At 65.2% G+C, this 16405-nt stretch carries 10 protein-coding genes and 3 pseudogenes; 5 read left to right on the top strand and 8 right to left on the bottom strand.

Annotation, left to right across the window (positions count from 1 at the left end):
* Positions 1–182: 182 nt before the first annotated feature.
* From AB0F62_RS20895 to AB0F62_RS20885, 3 genes and pseudogenes are all read left to right on the top strand, one after another.
* Positions 183–851 (top strand): hemerythrin domain-containing protein, encoded by a 669-nt coding sequence (locus AB0F62_RS20895; protein ID WP_361800836.1) that lies wholly within the window; start codon positions 183–185, stop codon positions 849–851.
* Positions 852–1616: 765 nt separating this feature from the next.
* Positions 1617–1961, top strand: a pseudogene (locus AB0F62_RS20890) (IS21 family transposase); the annotation flags it as partial.
* A 155-nt stretch (positions 1962–2116) separates the two neighbouring features.
* A complete protein-coding gene (locus AB0F62_RS20885; RefSeq protein WP_361800833.1) occupies positions 2117–2587 on the top strand; it encodes a hypothetical protein in 471 nt (156 codons plus the stop codon).
* 22 nt (positions 2588–2609) lie between these two features.
* On the opposite strand, the gene istB is transcribed toward AB0F62_RS20885, so the two are convergent.
* The 8 genes and pseudogenes from istB to AB0F62_RS20845 all read right to left on the bottom strand — a co-directional run.
* Positions 2610–3380, bottom strand: coding sequence for an IS21-like element helper ATPase IstB (gene istB / locus AB0F62_RS20880; RefSeq protein ID WP_361800830.1), 771 nt, complete (start codon positions 3378–3380; stop codon positions 2610–2612).
* A pseudogene (gene istA, locus AB0F62_RS20875) lies at positions 3377–4794 on the bottom strand (IS21 family transposase). The gene istB and the pseudogene istA overlap by 4 nt, the downstream one beginning before the upstream one ends.
* Positions 4795–4859: 65 nt before the next feature.
* Positions 4860–5090 carry a winged helix-turn-helix domain-containing protein gene (locus AB0F62_RS20870; RefSeq protein WP_361800827.1) on the bottom strand — a complete coding sequence of 77 codons (231 nt, stop codon included), beginning with the start codon at positions 5088–5090 and terminating at the stop codon, positions 4860–4862.
* Positions 5091–5639: 549 nt separating this feature from the next.
* Positions 5640–6392: a hypothetical protein gene (locus tag AB0F62_RS20865; RefSeq protein WP_361800824.1), complete on the bottom strand. Its 753-nt coding sequence runs from the start codon at positions 6390–6392 to the stop codon at positions 5640–5642.
* A gap of 561 nt (positions 6393–6953) precedes the next feature.
* Entirely contained in the window at positions 6954–8651 is a 1698-nt protein-coding gene (locus AB0F62_RS20860) for an amidohydrolase (protein ID WP_361800821.1), read from the bottom strand.
* A gap of 105 nt (positions 8652–8756) precedes the next feature.
* Entirely contained in the window at positions 8757–9527 is a 771-nt protein-coding gene (locus AB0F62_RS20855; protein ID WP_361800869.1) for an alpha/beta hydrolase, read from the bottom strand.
* Positions 9528–9739: 212 nt separating this feature from the next.
* Positions 9740–11062 (bottom strand): MFS transporter, encoded by a 1323-nt coding sequence (locus tag AB0F62_RS20850; RefSeq protein ID WP_361800818.1) that lies wholly within the window; start codon positions 11060–11062, stop codon positions 9740–9742.
* Between the two features lie 1109 nt (positions 11063–12171).
* Positions 12172–14107: pseudogene (locus AB0F62_RS20845) on the bottom strand (DUF4158 domain-containing protein); the annotation flags it as partial.
* 577 nt (positions 14108–14684) lie between these two features.
* Between AB0F62_RS20845 and AB0F62_RS20840 the strand changes: the two are divergent.
* Both AB0F62_RS20840 and eccD read left to right on the top strand, forming a co-directional pair.
* Positions 14685–14846 (top strand): hypothetical protein, encoded by a 162-nt coding sequence (locus AB0F62_RS20840; protein WP_361800815.1) that lies wholly within the window; start codon positions 14685–14687, stop codon positions 14844–14846.
* A 148-nt stretch (positions 14847–14994) separates the two neighbouring features.
* Positions 14995–16395, top strand: coding sequence for a type VII secretion integral membrane protein EccD (gene eccD / locus AB0F62_RS20835; RefSeq protein WP_361800812.1), 1401 nt, complete (start codon positions 14995–14997; stop codon positions 16393–16395).
* The last annotated feature ends 10 nt before the right edge of the window (positions 16396–16405 follow it).

The following is a 16405-nucleotide window of genomic DNA, read 5'->3' as shown; positions in this document are numbered from 1 at the left end:
GGGGAGGATCGGTTCATCGATGTTGGCGAGTACAGCACCCGATGGACTTGCGAAGCCCGGTAGCAGACCGCCCCGATCCCTCTTCCCCGTTGCGGGGTCCGGTCGTGATGCCCTTGCCCTCTTTCACTTGCCCGCCACCTAGGCGAGGCGTTTCCGACACCGCCCACCACCGAAGGAGAACCGTGACCAACGCTCACGGGCGCGCCGACATCCGAGACATGCTCGTCGTCCACGAAGCCTTCCGCAGGGTCTACGACCGGATGCCCAACCTCGTGCTCTCAGTCACACCTGGCGATACAAACAGGGCCGCCGTCGTAGCCGATCACATTCAGCTCATCGAAGAGTTCCTGCATCTGCACCACAAGGGCGAGGACGTACTTCTGTGGCCAAAAATCACAGAACGGGCACCACGTTACCTGGCTCCCCCTCTGGCACTCATGGAGGAGCATCATGCCGAGATTGACGGCCTGATCGTGGAATCCTCCGGCTCGCTCGCACGGTGGCGAAGCAGTGCTGGCGCGTCCGACCGCGACGAACTCGCCGCGGTGCTGCGTGCCCTCGGCAAGAAGTTGACGGAACACCTTGCTGTCGAAGAAGCAGAGATACTGCCCGTAGTCGACCAGTACCTGACGGCGGCCGAATGGCACGAGCTGGGAAACCATGCCATCAACGGCCTCCCCAAGAAGAAGCTACCCATTATCTTCGGCATGCTGGCATCGCTTGCGGAGCCCGAGGTCGTCACCTTGATGCTGTCCACCGCCCCGCTCGTCCCACGCCTTGTCATGCCCATAGTGGGGCCGCGTGCCTTCGCCGCGCACGCTCGTAAGGTCTACGGATCCAGCGGCTTCTAATCTTGTTTAGCTGGAGCGGGTTGAACAGTCCGGTGGCAAGGGCCCCGGGCTGTTCGGTCCACGCCGATTTGGGCAGTCCCGGTCAGCCTCGTCGTCCTCCGACAGGGCACCTCGGGCTGAGCGCCTCGGGCCGTTGTCGTGGCGCTGATCGCGGCCTTCGTCACCTTGCGGGCCATGGTGATCCTCGGAAGGAACTTCGGCCGGAAGTCCTCGACCGCGATCGCATCATGGCCGGTCCACGCGCTTGGCCCTTTGCGAACGGCACCCTGCCGCTGACGCGCCACCGTCTTGTGCAGCTTCGCGACTTGCGTCCACACATGTGCCGATAGCCGCTGGACGCAGCCTGCCCACAAACTGGCCCACGCCGGGTTGTCGTCGGCTCATACCACCGGAGTCGCTGCGCAGCGGTCTCCGCGTGCTGGGCGTGCGGCAGGCCCTGGGTGTCGTCGGCGGTGACGGCCTCCCTCACGCCCCAGGCCACGCCAAGCACCACTCCAGTGGCGGGCCCGGCTGCAACCGGACGACGACCAACGGGGCGTCACAGTGGCCGAGGCTGTCGCGGTGAACGCGTACCGAGGTGGGGTGGTCCGACGGGTCGCGGGACCACACAGGGTCACCGCGACGCCGCCGGTCGGGTACAGACGCCCGTCCTTGAGCCGCAATCCCCGGGTGGTGTGGTTCAGCGTCGACGCGGCCTCGCGCTCGCGCCTGATGCGGGGCATCCCAGCCCGCTGCCGACCGAGATACGCCACCGGGTCTGGGCATTCGTGCGTGATGGTGCTGCCGTGCTCGCGGCACATGTTCGTCCGGCCGGTGCTGCACCTGGGGCAGCACGCAAGGACGGAAGCCCACGTTGCGGCCTTCCGCTACTTCGGCGATGTCCCGCGCCGGCTCGTTCCGGACAGCCTGAAGACCAGTGTCGACAAGCCTGACCTCTACGACCAAAGAATCGATTGAGATTGCGTCGAGCTCACCGCCCATTAGGGTGCGTTGGTCAATCCGGCCCGGGCGGCGAAGCCAAAGGACAAGCCGCAGGTCGAGCAGCCGATGCCCTATGTCCGCGACTCGTTCTGGCGAGGCCGGGAGTTCGCCTCGATCGAGTACATGCAGACCGAGGCGGCTCCTGAAAGGTGACGTCTGCTGCCGCCGTTGACCCGGATCACCGGGGTGACGCCTGTACGTGACCAGGTGCGGGCGGTGTGCGGCGTCATCGAGAACCCGGCCTCGTCGGCGAAGACGGTCCAGGTGTCGGCGTACTCGTAAAAGTGCTCAACGAAGTACGGATGAATGTGCTCAGCCGGGTGTTCGTTTGCGGTCCGGAACAGGTGGACGCGTGCGACGATCGTGCTGTGGAGAGTCCTGATCCCTTGTTCCGTCGGCGCTTGTTGCTCGAGTCGCTGACCGTGCTGGCGGCTGATGCCCAGGCCCAGGTTGCCTGGCTGGCCAAGCACGACGTGGTGACGGATGAGATCGCCCTGGACTTCGATCATGCCTTTCGCATGGCTGAGGCGCTGGTGGAAGAGGGGCGACTCGGTCGCGGTGTCCTGCCTGATCTGCGGGAGATCGACGCTGTTCTCAGCGAGATGAGCGGTGCGGGAAACGCTGATCGGTGGATGAGGGACGCGTTGTCCGTCGATGAGGGGTGGATTCAGGCCCGGCGGCTGGCCCGCCGGGTACTCGTTGCGGAGCTGGGTGAATGGCAGCAGCCGCTTCCGGAGATTTCTGTCATCCGGTGACAGGCTCCGCCGTTCTTGCTGGTCAGGCCACTTGGGTGTCTCGTTCGATGGCGGCGAGCCGGTTCTTGATCCGGTAGCTGGGGCCGTTGATCGAGATGACGTCGCAGTGGTGAAGCAGTCGGTCGAGGATGGCGGTGGCCAGTACCTCGTCGCCGAAGACCTGGCCCCATTCGCTGAAGGTCTTGTTCGAGGTCAGGATGATGGAGCCCTTTTCGTAGCGTTTGGAGATCACCTGGAAGACGAGGTTGGCCTCCGTTCGTTCCAGGGGTTGGTAGCCGACCTCGTCCACCACGAGGACGCTGGGGCGCAGGTAGGTGCCGAGTTTGCTGGTCAGGCGTCCTGCGGCTTCGGCGGCGGTGAGGTTGCGGACCATGTCGTCGAGGCTGGTGAAGTAGATCGAGTAGCCGGCCCGGCAGGCTGCGACCGCGAGGGCGACGGCGATGTGGGTCTTGCCGACCCCGGGCGGCCCGAGCAGGGCGGCGTTCGCTTTGGCCTCGACGAAGGAGAGGGTGGCGAGGTCCTTGACCTTGCGCGGGTCGAGTTCGGGCTGGAAGGAGAAGTCGTAGTCCTCCAGCGTCTTGTGGTGCGGGAGCTTCGACAGCCGCAGTCCCTGGCGGAAGCGGCGGTCGTCGCGGACGGCCAGTTCCTCGGAGAGGACCAGGTCGAGGAAGTCGAGGTAGCCCATCTTGGCCTCGTCGGCCCGCTGTGCGTATTGGTTCAGGGCTTCGGCCAGGTGGGGCAGGCCGAGCTTCGCGGCCGTGGTGCGGATGCGGTTGCCGGTCAGCTCGCTCAAGACGGCTCCTGCTTGTCGGCGGCGGTGGTGAAGGGGCGGGTGCCGGTCAGCTCGTCATAGACGGACAGCGGACGGCGTCCGACCTGAACGTTGGCGGCCGTGGCCCGGGTCAGGAGGGCCTGCAGCGGTCCGGCCTCCTCGCCCAGGGGCGCCTCCTGGCGGGGCCTGGGGACGATGTCGCCGGTGGTGACACGGCGGTTCCTGCCGTCTGGCAGACCGTCCCAGTGCTTCTCGTCGACGACGCGGACACCTCTGCCGACCGCTCGGGGGTGGGCGGCCAGCAACGTGGAGCCCTCGGCATCGGCGGTGGTGGCATGGAGCATGACCTGGGACTTCGTCGCCCGGACCTCGATGAGCTGGCGGGCACGGACCTTGCGGGCCGGCACCGAGTAGAGGTTTCCGGCGAACGCGACGAGGCAGTCCTTGCCGACCGGCCGCAGGTGCCGCTGAGTGACGACATAGGGCGTTTCTGGCAGCGGCCGCAAGGCCATGTGATCCCTGACAGCCCGCAGGCCGATGACCTCGCCGTGGGTGCGGTGGGTCCGGGCCCGCCGAAGGGGCACCCAGGCCATGAACGCTGAGTTCATCTCCTCGATGGAGGCAAAGGCCCGGCCGGCCAGGACGTGGTCCCGGACGATGTCGACCTGGCGCTCGACCCGGCCTTTCCCGGTGGGGCGGTAGGCCGCCAGGACGTCGATGTCGAAGTCGTAATGCCCGGCGAACGCGACCGCTTCCGGATGCAGGGGAACGGCCTCACCTGGGGCGACATGCCGACGAACTACCGTCTTGGTGCGGTCGTAGACGATCGACATCGGGACCCCGCCGAAGTGGGCGAACGCCTGGCGGTGGCAGTCGAAGAAGGTGGCCAGGTCCTGGCTGGTGGTGAAGCAGCAGAACGGGTCACGCGAGTAGGACAAGACCATGTGGAACGAGTAGACCTTCGGGATCCCGACGTGGGCGAGGATCTTGCCCTCGTCACCCCAGTCCACTTGTGCCTGCGCGCCGGGAATGACCTCGAACCGGCGGTGCAGGCCCGCCAGGTCGCCGGGAGCGATGCCGAGTTCCTCTGCGATTCGGGGCCGGGCTTCCTGCAGGTAGAGCTTCACACGCTGGTAGTTGCCGGTGACTGGTACGCCTGGGCCAGCCGCTCGTGGACGACCGCACCCTTGATCGTGATCTCCGCTCGCAGCATCGCGTCGATCAGCGGTGCGACCTCGTCGACCACCCGCTTGCGAGACCGGCCGTTGACTGGCCGCCGCGGCGGCGCGACCGGGGCCTGGGCTGACAGGTACTTCCGGGCCGTCCGACGGTTCAGACCGGTCTCCTTCGCGATCTCCGACAGGCTGATCGCACCGGACTCGTACAGACCACGGAACCGGCGAAGCTCCAACCACCGATGAGGGTCCAAAACCATGACCAGCCGCCCTCTGCCGCCCCAACAGATCAAGCAGCAGTTGCCCAGCAACAGCATCCCGCACCTCACGGACTGAGCACGTTCATCCGTACGGGACTGGGCACGTTCACGTGTACGCCGACACCAGGCCCCGAGCGCCGCCGCGGTGGTTCCACGGCCGGCCAAGTCTCCTTCACCCACGTCGCGACCGCCTCATCGTGGCACTGCACCGCCCTGCGATCCGGAACCTGAGGCGACCAGCCGTGCCGGTGCAACAACAGGCACACCCCGGGCACGGTGCTGCACCAAGCGCGCATGCGCGCGCAGCAGCTTCGCCACTTCGGCGCTATCACCACCGGCCGCGAACATCTCGCCCGTGTCCAGACGGATCCGCTTGCGGAATGCCCTCCGCTCGGCAGTCAGCCCACCACCCTGCGCGCACCTCATGACCGTGATGCACCGCGACAATCACGGTCTGTCAGCACCCCACGACATCAGGCACTACAAGTGGGTAGGCACACAGGAAGAGCCGGCGCATAGCGCCTCCAGCATCGAGATCCGCTTCACCTCCGGCCTGAACGCCGGAACACTGCGGATAGTCCTGGTAGCCCCGGCAAGCGCAAAGTACATAAAGGAGTGGCAACGACGGGCACCCACATGTCCGCTTGCCTGGCTCCATCGCCCACCCAGCTCTATAGCCCGGCACCATCGGTGCCCGGGCCCCGGTGCTGTCACCGCACCTCGGCCGACGCCGCATCTGTCATCGGTCCCAGCGCGGGAGCGGGATCATCCCCGTGGGCACGGGGAGCAGAAGTGCGATGTGATCGAACCGAGGACGCCCGAAGGGCGGCCAGTCGCATGGACGGTCACTGCGATTTGATCACAACCGTGATGATGAGTCCGAACGCGTAGGCCACGGTGTAGTAGCGGAGTATTGGCTGCCGGGGAGAACGAATAAGCAGGGCCAGGGCGAGCACGGCAACCATCGCAACAACATAGGGATCGAAAACGGCCTTCTCAAAGGCCAGGTTGGCCACGATGCCCGCGCTGACGAACAGTGCGTTGATGGCGATCAGGACATTGTCCCACACACTCAACAACCTGTGTGACGGGAAACGCACCTGCGTCGCCATCACCACGACGTTGAGCACTGAGAAACCGGCAAGGAACAAAAAATCGGAGAAATTGTCATCGTTGAAGGCGATGATGTCGCAGAGCCGTGACGGCGTCGACGCGCAGAACCGTCCGTGCAAATAATTTGTCACCTCATGGTTTCCGAAGCTGAGCCCGTACACGTAGGTGCCGATGACGAATATGGCACCCAGTGCCTTCCGTGCCCGTGCCTGTTCTCGCCCGGAGGTGACCACCAGGTGGGAGGAGAGATGGAAGTACAGCACCACCGTGGACAGGCCCAAGATCATGTTGTTCATCTCAGTCCAGCGCAGGAACTGATTGGCTGCCACAAACGAGCTGGTGACGCTGCTCTTCCTGTTGATGGACACCAGCACGATCATCAGCGAGATGAGCGAGAGTATCCCGTGCAAGCGCCAATACGACGCCGGGCGACGACCGGTTGCATCCGTAGGAAGTGCTGGATCAGTGGTAGAGGGGAAAATCATGGCTCACATCATTAGCATGCACACGGGCACCCGGGGGTTCCGGCCCCTGCGTGTGGAAGGCACGAGCAGGGTCGGCTCGATGCCCAACCGCCATTTGAAATAGACACGTTCGGGGTCATGACGCTTGAATCGCCTGTCGCTTGACCCTCGGCTACCTCGCGCCCCACAAGTTCAGGCCGGGTAGGTCAACGCCCGCGGCAAACGGCTGGATCGACTGATCCAGGACTTATTTCATTTTCCGGTCCATTCATCGACGGCACAATGCATGAGATCCAACTCTCTGTTGCCTCCGATCCGAGGTCATGGCGATCTCAACAGGCGTGGGGACGCCAGGTAGCCGTTCCAACGGCTTGCGTGCGCTTCCGGTAGAGCCCGCCCGCTCTGCCGCCGGTGGCGCTTCCCTGAGCGTCTTCTCCGTCTGGTCAGGACCCAAGGCTCAGGCATCGAGCCGTGATGCGAACTGGCTGAAACACGCCTCTGTCCCGCTACCCGGGCGCAGGACTGAGTCATCGCCCCGTCCCTGTGGGACCCGCGACGGCCGGGCGGTTGATGCGGGAGGGATCAGGTCACCGGAGGAAGGTTGGGGCCGGTGGTGCCGAGTTGCTCCGTGGCCACAACTTGAGGCACTGGCCACGTCATGCCCTCGGGCGGCCAGCTCTGCCCGGTCCGGCGCAGAAAGTCCGCGGGCGGCTCGTACAGGGGCGGCTGGGTGCCATCGGGGATCATGGACGTCCAGTGGATCCCAGCGGTCCTCCCCTTGAACTCCTGCTTCATGGCTTCCAGGCGGTCAGGCTGGTCAATGAGGTCTACAGCGCCGGCCGCCAGGTAGCGGGCGGCGGACAGCATGCCCTGGTGGCCGATGTTGGTGGCGGCCGTCGCGGTGACGCCCCAGTTGTGGTTCGGGACGCCTGACGGGTAGGCAGCCGACAGCAGCACCGCGGTCGGTGCCTGCCAGCTGATGTCCGCCGTGTCGGTGGCCAAGCCACCGCTGTAGCTGGCTGCGGGCGGTGCGAGCGGGGTGAGCTCGGTGGGCATGCCCACCTCCGGTCGGCCGAGGGCCTTCTGCACGGCTTTCGCCAACGCGTGGTCCCTCTCGGTGAACGCCGGGGGGCCGATCTGTCGCATATTGTCGTTGAGGAGTTCCGCGCCGGCTTTGTTGGCCAGCAGGTTCCATGTGGCGGAGTGAAATTTGTGGACCAGACGCGTCTGGCTGGCCTGGGCGGCTGCCTTCGCACACTCCACGATCTTGTCATACAGGATCCGGGCGCGGTCCGGGCTCCCCTCGCGGACGAAGAACCAGATCGAGCACATGTCGGGAGTCACATTGGGGGCGCCACCACCGTGGATGATCGCGTAGTGGAAGCGGCCCGATGGCGCAACGTTCTTCTCCCGCAGGTACTCGGACATCGTCGCCATCAGCAAGGCACCGTCGAGTCCGCTCCGGTTTCCCAGGGGTGTGCCGCCGTGGCCGGAGGCACCAAGGAAGGTAAAGGTCGCCGAGATCAGGGCGCTTGTGGTGTTCCAGAACGGGACCGTGATGTTGAACGGATGCCAATCGAGGAAGGCGTCAAGGCCGCCGTAGACACCGGCCTTCACTGCGTACGCCTTGCCAACCAATTGTTCCTCGCCCGCGCTGCCGAATAGCTTGACCGTCCCCTTCAGCCCGTGCGTGCGGATCGCATGGGCGACGGCAATGGCGGCGGCCGTGCCGCCCGCGCCGAGGGCGTTGTGGGCGTCGCCATGTCCTGCACCGTATGACGGGCCGTAGGCGTCGTAGTTGTAGACCAGCGGATCGTGCGTCGGCACTCCCTGTTTCTGGGATAGGCCTGGCAAGGCGTCGTACTCGGCGTTGAAACCCAGGACAGGACCGCTGTTGCCGTAGGTGGCGACGAAAGCGGTCGGGAGGCCGGCAGACCCCCATTCGATGGTGAAGCCGTTTTTGGTCAGCAGGCGGGCAGTGGCCAAGGAGGACTTCCATTCACGCAGAGACAGTTCGGCATGCTGCCATACCGCGTCGCTCAGCTTGGTGATCACGCCCTCGTTCGCCCGGATCCAGTCGAGTGCGGTCTTCTTCGCCGCGGAGTCCTTGGCGAGGCCACCAGGGGGTTCGTAGGTAGCGGGTGCGACTCCGATTCTCTCGTCGTACCCAAGGGTGGCCGCCAGCACCGGGTCTGCCTGCACAATGGCAGCCGTCGTCGCGGTGGCACTCAACCCGAACATCTTCAGCAGGCGCCTGCGGCCCACACTCGTTTCGTTCACGTCAACGTCGTCTCTTGGCTCGGAGCGGAATGGGGAAGGCGAGAGTGGACTCTGCCCCGCGGCCGCCCGCACCGTTGAGTGCGGACCGGCCAACGGGCGTAGGGATTAGTCCAGGTCGTCGATGAATCGAGTGAGTACGTCCGCGAAGTCCAGGGGTGCCTCAACGTGCGGGGCGTGTCCGACGCCCGGGAGAATCTGTACCGCCCCGCGCCAGAGCGTCGGCATGGCAAGCCCGCGAAGGTAGTCCAGGCTGACGAGTTGCTCGCCCTCACCCTGCAGCACCGCCAGGGGCCGCGTCAGATCCGCCACGACGGCGACCTCATCGGTAAATGCGCCGGACTCGAGGCTTGCAAGGAGGCCGGCGCGGGCCGCGCCATCGGTGGCGAGTATGTCCGCGACGAACTGGTCCGTCGCTGCGGTCGAACCGGGGGCCAGGAAACTCGACGCGAAGGACAGCGCTGACTCGAGATCCACTTCGGCGGAGAAGCCAGCGTTCATTGCGGGATTCGGCAGGAAGGCCCTGCTGACATCCTCGGGGCCGGCGATCGGTGGGGTTCCGAACAGGACGAACCCCGCGACCCCGGGCAGTTGCGGCACCGCTTCGAGGGTGATGTGCCCGCCCAGGCTCCAACCGGTGATCACGGTATCGTCGCCGCCCAACTCCTCGGCAAAGCCCACGAGAAGTGAGGCATAAGACCGAAGCGAGTAGTCCGCAGGGTGCTCGCGACGTCCGGAACCGCCGTGGCCAGGCAGGTCCACTGCCAGGCAACGGAACCGCTGCCCGAATTCACTTTCAAGCAGCGGACGCCAGACACGTGCGGATGATGAGTTCCCGTGCACGAGGATGATGGTCCTCCCCGTACCCTCCGATGCCATGTAGGCGGTCTCATGTCCGGCGATAGTCAGCCGCTGTTCCCTCACCGTTCTCCCTCCCATGCCAACAAATGGTCGATCAACAAGTTTCCGCGTCGGGCGCAGCGCGCCCATGAACTGCGGGGCACTTGGCACTTTTCCGTGTTCCTGACTCTGCTGCAGAAATCGCCACAGAGGCGCTACTCCGCGGCAGGCCAGCCTCCAGGGAATCCTTCTCAGGCAGTCGCGCTTCCTTGACCGGCTTGCCGATAATGCAGCAATCGGGAAGGTAGAATCCAGAAAATCACAAGCAACCCACCGCAGGCCGATATCATCAGAGTTGACGGCAAGCCAATGACTGAACCAAGAATTCCCCCGATTGCTGCTCCCACTGGCCGGGCTCCGAAGCTCACCATCTGGAAGGCACCCCGGGCCCGGGAACGCATTCGATTCGGGACTTCCATGGTAAATATTGCGCCCACGCTAATATTTTGGATCGCGCGGCCGAGGCCGGATCCGAAGAACACCAGGGCAAGGGCAAGTTCGGTGACCGGGGTTCTCTCGCGGATCAAGGGAACAATAATCAGCGGCGCCGAGATCGAGACCGCTCCAAGTAGCAGAGAACGACCGATGCCAATCTTCTTGGCCACGCCCTTCGTGACAACGGCACCGAGGAGTCCGCCCGCCGCTTCTCCTGCGAACAGTAGACCGATGACACCAGCACTCATGTGGAGATCTCGACTGAGGAAAAGAATCACCAGAGTGTGAAACATAAGGCTGAAGAAATTGACCGTGGAGGTGGTGGCCAGGGCCGTCCTAATGGTGGCCGTCGTCATGATGAATCGTAGACACTCGGCCAACATCCCACGTGATGCACCGGAGTCTGGTGGCGGTTCAGTCGTGTGCGCGCGCACGAGCATGAGGGCCGACCCGAGGAAGGAAAGTGCATCTACGAGGATTGCAAACGGGGCGGTCATTATCTGTACGAGCACCCCGCCAGCACTCGGGCCGGCAAGTGAGGCTGCCGACTGGCTGCCGTACATCAGTGACTGTCCCTCTACATACCGATCGGGGGGGACGAGCGACGCGAACAAGGCATTGTCACTGACGGTGAAAAGCACGGAAAAGGAGCCGACAAGAAAAACGGATGCCCAGAGTTGAGGAAGGCTCAAGACGCCGCACGAGAACGTCACCGGGATACTGATCAGCGCAGCAAAGGAACCCAGGTTTGCGCCGATCATCACCAGTCGCTGGTTCCCCAATCGATCAACCCAGGCTCCCGCATGCAACGAGAAGATCAGGCTCGGCACCCAAAACAACACACCAAGAAATCCCATTTGCGCGGGACTTGCATTGAGAGAAACGGCGGCGACAAGAGGAATGGCAACAAGGGAAACACCGTCCCCCAGCATTGAAATCGTCGACGCTCCCCAGTACCACCGAAAAGGGCGGTTCCCCAGGAGTCGCGGAACAAGAACTTGTGCGAAATTTCGGTGAGCAGACGTTTCCGTCTGCTCACCGACAGCGGGGGAATTTACCTTCCCGTCGGGAAGTGTCACAGGAGTTCTCCCGTGATGTGGGCGATCGAGGTCCGCATCCCAATTTCCCCGGCCAAGACGTTCGCCACCCGTGAATGATTGTCTGAATGTTGGGTGCCTGGCATTTCGCCAGGCACCCAACAGGTCACGCCGAGAACCAGTCGGACTGGCTCGGCCACTTGTCGAACCAGTCGGACTGGCTCGGCCATGCGCTGATGGGATTCATAGGGTTCACCTCCCTCAACGATGATGGAGGAGTTATAACACCACCCGGGCGCAACGGTCCATGCGATGTGGATCACCGTGAGACTCGAAGTCACCGGCGACACAGCACATATGAGGTTCCGTCAGTCACGCCTTCCGATGCGGTCCGACGGCGAAGCAGTCCCGGCTCGACTCGGCTTCAGATGCGGTTGCCGCCACTCCGAAAAGCTACGGACCACACATTCTCCGAACGCTCGATCCGTCGTGGGATACCGGGCATCGCGGGCAGCAATCCAAGTGCAATCGGGCAAGAAATTTGCCCGTCGCGTCTCCCAGACCCCTGCCCTCCGTTCCGCAGATCGGTATTCGCACGGTGACTCAATGCAGTCGGGGCGTCAACTGAGGGCGCTTGCGGCCGCTGCCGCACGAGTGAGGCTCCGACGACGTCGGGGACTGCACGATGTCCCCGGGCCGCGCGTAGTCGAGGAGCGCGCGGGACTTCGGGCGCCGGAGGGGGTGGAGGCGGCTGGGTCCTCCTCGAAGACGACCTGGTCCTCAATCCCGGCCTCGTCCAGGACGAGGTTCTGCCGGTTGATCTACTGCCGGTCGGTCGAGACCCGCTTGTAAACCAGCTTCGCCACTCGTGGGCCCCTTCCGTGCGAAGGATCGGACCTTGTCTGTCGTCAAACCCCGTCAGCAATCGCCATCGGATCTGATTGGATTCGCGCCGCTCCGAACCCCCGAATTGGACGGGTTCATTGGACGCGTCGGCTCGCCTGTCGTCAAACGATCGTTTGACGACAGGCGAGCGCCTGCGGGAGGGCGACGCCGTCCGCGGGCAGCGACGGGCCGGTCCTCGTTGTGCTTGTCCGAACGCCGCGAGGAACGCGCTCGCCTTGGTCTTCTAGCGCAGGGCTGAGATACCGGTACTGGTCGATATGCACGAACCCGGCCCGGGCCAGCGCCTCGTAGCCGGGATTCACCACCGGGGTCAGGCCGCTGTTGCACGCCTCCGACACCAGCAGCGCGACCACTGGGGTGGACAGGTCCCTCATCCGGGTCGTGCCGTCCCCGAGGTACACGAACGCGTCGAGGAACCCCGTCCAGGCGTTCACCCCGAACAGCAGGTCCGGCAGGTCGATCTTCGGAAGCATCCTCTCGACCCGTCCCCGCACCCAGGTCGGGGACTTCGGCTCGCCGAGCGCGCCGAGCTTGTCGACGTTCAGCTTCACCCGCCCGTCGTCCTGCACCCTGATGGACACCTTCGCCGCCGGCCCCGCCTCCTCCAGACGCTCGGCGAGCTGATTCCACCCGGCATCCAGACCGTGCACCGGCTCCGCCAGATGCTCCTCGACGGACATGTCCAGGCTCAGCCCGGCAAGCACGTCCCCCTCGACCGCATCCCAGTCGGGCCCGTCCAGCAGACGGGCGCGCGGGTTGGACCAGCGGTGCGACGGAGCGGCGAACACGTCACGGCTGTTCAGGGCCCTGTGCAACTGGCTCCAACACGCACACCACGTACGCGTCCCGGTCCACCGCAACCTGCGGCAGATCTGGGTTGGCGTACACCGCCTTGCGCCACGCGTGCGGCACGAGCTTGCCGTCTACCTCGCGCGACAGCAGCGGTTTGACCCCCACCTTCCGCCGGGTCAGCGCCGGAAGGCCCCCCACCCCGGCCACGACCCGCTCGCCGGCGCTCGCCGCGTCCAGCGCCTTCGACTCGCCCAGCAACGACAGGAACGGATACACCGTCGCGTACCGGTTCGCGAGCGCGGCCCGCATGGCGGCTTCGGCCGAGCCCGCGTCCTCAGGCACCAGCGAGACCACGGTGGCTGCTGCGGTCACACGGCGGCGCGCGGGGCGGCATCCTCCAGCGCCGCCCACAGCGTGGCCATGTCCAGGTCCGCCTCCTGCTCCTCAACCAGCTCCATTTCCTCGAACAGCACCTTCGCCGCCCGCGCGAGGGTACGCGACTCCTTCTCCAGCTGCGGCAGCGTCGACAGCCGGTTCCTTCTCCGTCTTCCGCGTCGCCGTGTTCAGGAGCCGGGTGGCCATCAGGACCTGGAACTGGTCCAGAGCCTCGTCGATCGCCTTCGCCTCCAGGTGTCGCATCACCGCGGTGAGCATCGCCGTGCGCTTCGGCTCCGCAGCCCGTTCCAGCAACAGCGCCTTCGGCCCCAGCGCGTACGGGCCCAAAGCGGCCATCCGGTTCGGTGGGATCTACGTCAGTTTCAACCTACAGAACCGGTACGCGTCGATCTCGTCCACCCTCTCCAACGCGCGGGCGAAAGCCGTGCCCGTCGTCCGCGTCGGCGGCCGACGCAGCCGCTTCTCCGCGATCTTCCGTACCTCCGACCCCTGCCGGGCCAGCACCGACACCCCAGGCGGCAGCACCCGATTGCGGCGCAGCCAGCCCGCCGCATGGTCGAGCAGCGCCTTCGGGCCCTCGGCGTGCGTCCACGCCCGCCCGTGCAGGAACGTATGGAACCGCCGCGACCACTCCGCATCCTCGTACTCGTGGTACTCGTAAGCGTCCCGGATCTCCCACGCGTGCTCGTACGCCGCCTTCGACCGCTCGGTGTGCCGCTTCACTACTGACGGCTCCTCGATGCCGGGCTGCGCAGCCGAGTGCTCGACCACCGGCCACGGCGCGTCCAGAGGGCCGTCCGGGGGGAACCGGCCGATGAAGCGCACCGTGCACATCTGGAGCGCGGAGCCGAGTTGGTGGTGCGTGGAGCGCCGCAGCGCAATCAGATAGCGGTCGACGTCGTGCGGGAAGAAGAACCGCTCCAGCTCGGGGCGGGTCGGCTCCCCGGCGAACTTCCCGTGCGCCTCGGCCTGCTCAACCGCGAACCCCAGCAGAGCCCCCAGCCGGTGTGCTGGCCGACGGTGATCAATCTCAGCGTCAACCGCTGTACCGATGTTCCTCGAGGCCGTGTTCGCGCCATCGGCCTCGCAGGACACGGCCACACACTCGACCCACCCACCGAGGACGCGCCCACTCAGCCTCCGGGCTGACACCCGCTGTTGACGCCACACGCAGCCGATAGGTGTACCGGACGCGCCCCAGCCCCCTGCCCGATCGTCGACGTCACCCTCCGGAACCGAACAGCCTCCACTGACAATGAAGGAGAGCACAGGTCGCAACAGATACGTACAAAATGCTGCCACAGAGCGACCCCGGCCCAAGAACCCATTCCCTCCCAGCCTGAGGGCCCAGGCGTCCAGGCGGAACTCAGGTGATCCACGGGGAGACTCCGTCGGGAGGGCCTGGCGGCGAACAGGCAGACGGGGCTTGGCGGCGACCTCACCGGCGGAGCGTCGGGCGCCAGAGAGGCGTGCAACGCTCACGCAACGGCTGTCCCCAACAGCGAAGTTGGCAACCTGTGATCTACATCACTGAGCCCCTCGTTGCACCCCCTATAAGGGGGTACATACTATGACGACGCTGTTCACGCGCATCCAGAGTCGTGGGCGCGTGCCTTCAACGCTTCTCATCATCCTGTGCAGCAATGGCCTTCATTTTCGCTGCTTCGCCCGCACAAAAAGCGGCGACGACCTGCTCGGACAAGTCGAAGTGGAAGAGTCTTCGCTCAAATGAACAGGTCCGTCTCGAGTTACGGAACGAAATACCGCAACGGCTCGGCTGTGCATCCGGGCCCCTCGACGACGGACGGCAGCAACGCTCCAGCCCGGCCGCCACAGCAGCCGCACCCACCTGGTCGTATCCTAGAAGAGCCTAAGTTCCCATGACCGAAGCCTCGGTGGCGAATCTGTGCCGCCTCACCATTCACGTCCCGGACCGCACACTCGACTTGGCCGTGCCCGCCGATGTCGCGATCGCAGACCTCCTCCCGACCGTACTTCGCTACGCGGGAACGGAATTGGAGGAGCAAGGAATCGACCACGGCGGCTGGATACTTCAGCGCCTGGGCGACGCACCACTCGACGGTGAGGCGACTCTGGACTCACTCGGCTTCAAAGACGGTGAGGTACTCCACCTCAAGCCATTTCGGGAAGCCTTTCCACCAGTGCACATCGACGACCTTGTCTCCGGCATCGCCGATGTCACACGGGACCGGTTGCACGGTTGGAAGGAGGAGACGAGCCGACGGCTCCTGCGCGGATTCATGATCACGGCCGTACTCATCGCACTCGGCATCCTCATCTGGCCGGGGGGCCCCACGGAACCTCGAACAGTCACTGCCGCGGTGGCCGCGGTACTCCTTCTGGCCGGAGCCGCCACCGCCAGCCACGCCATGGGGGATCTCAGCACCGGCGTGGTACTGGGTTTCATGGCGATGCCCTGCCTGATGGTGACCGGTTGGCTACTTCCCGAAGGTTCCCTGTCGGGCCCCGAGGGTTATCACGTTCTGGGTGCCAAGCTGATGGCTGTGGGTTCGGCGGGTTCGGGTGCCGCGCTTCTGGCACTGACCGCAGTCGGCGGCTTCAGCTCCGTCTTCCTCTCCTCCATGGTGGTAACTGTGTCAACGGCTCTCATGGGGGGCCTGATGACCTTGCTGGACGTCTCCGTGGACCAGGCCGCTGCACTGCTGGCCGTTCTCGTCGTCCTCCTCGGCAGTTTCATACCCGGGATCTCCTTCAGCCTTGCCGGCATGCGCATGCCGACACTCCCTGGAAACGCTCGGGAACTGCAGGAGGACATCGAGCCGCACCAGAGCCAGGAGGTCTCGACCCGAACCGAACTCGCGGCCGAATGGATGACGGCCCTCTACGCCGCCGTCGGAGTCATCGGCGTCGGCTGCCTCCTGGCCTTCGCCCGCCGTCCCAACCTCCCCGAGGCACTCACCTGCCTTGCTCTGACCCTGTTGCTCCTCCTTCACGGCCGCGGCATGGTCAACACCTGGCAGCGGCTCGCCCTCGTGCTTCCGGGCACCTTGGGGGCCGCGCTGCTGGTCATCGCACTTGCGGCCCATCAGCCGCCCGCGAACCGGACGTACATCGTAGGCGCGCTCCTTGCCTTGGTGGCGCTGCTGGTGATCGCCACATGGACAGTGCCGGGCCGTCGGATGCTCCCCTACTGGGGCAGGGCGACCGAACTGCTCCATTCGCTCCTCGCCATCAGCATGCTCCCCCTGGCCCTGTGGACCTTGGGCCTCCTCGGCTATCTGCGCGGCATGAATGGCTGACGTCGATACC

This window comes from Streptomyces sp. NPDC026673 (genome assembly GCF_040638135.1).
In the GTDB taxonomy this organism is placed as follows: domain Bacteria; phylum Actinomycetota; class Actinomycetes; order Streptomycetales; family Streptomycetaceae; genus Actinacidiphila.
The sequence above is the reverse complement of the archived record's forward strand: the minus strand, read 5'-3'. Positions and strand labels throughout refer to the sequence as shown.

Coding starts and splice junctions, on each gene's coding strand:
- AB0F62_RS20870 (WP_361800827.1), bottom strand. CDS start 5,090: ATGCGCGCTTGGTGCAGCACCGTGCCCGGGGTGTGCCTGTTGTTGCAC.
- AB0F62_RS20865 (WP_361800824.1), bottom strand. CDS start 6,392: ATGATTTTCCCCTCTACCACTGATCCAGCACTTCCTACGGATGCAACC.
- AB0F62_RS20855 (WP_361800869.1), bottom strand. CDS start 9,527: ATGGCATCGGAGGGTACGGGGAGGACCATCATCCTCGTGCACGGGAAC.
- AB0F62_RS20840 (WP_361800815.1), top strand. CDS start 14,685: ATGACGACGCTGTTCACGCGCATCCAGAGTCGTGGGCGCGTGCCTTCA.
- eccD (WP_361800812.1), top strand. CDS start 14,995: ATGACCGAAGCCTCGGTGGCGAATCTGTGCCGCCTCACCATTCACGTC.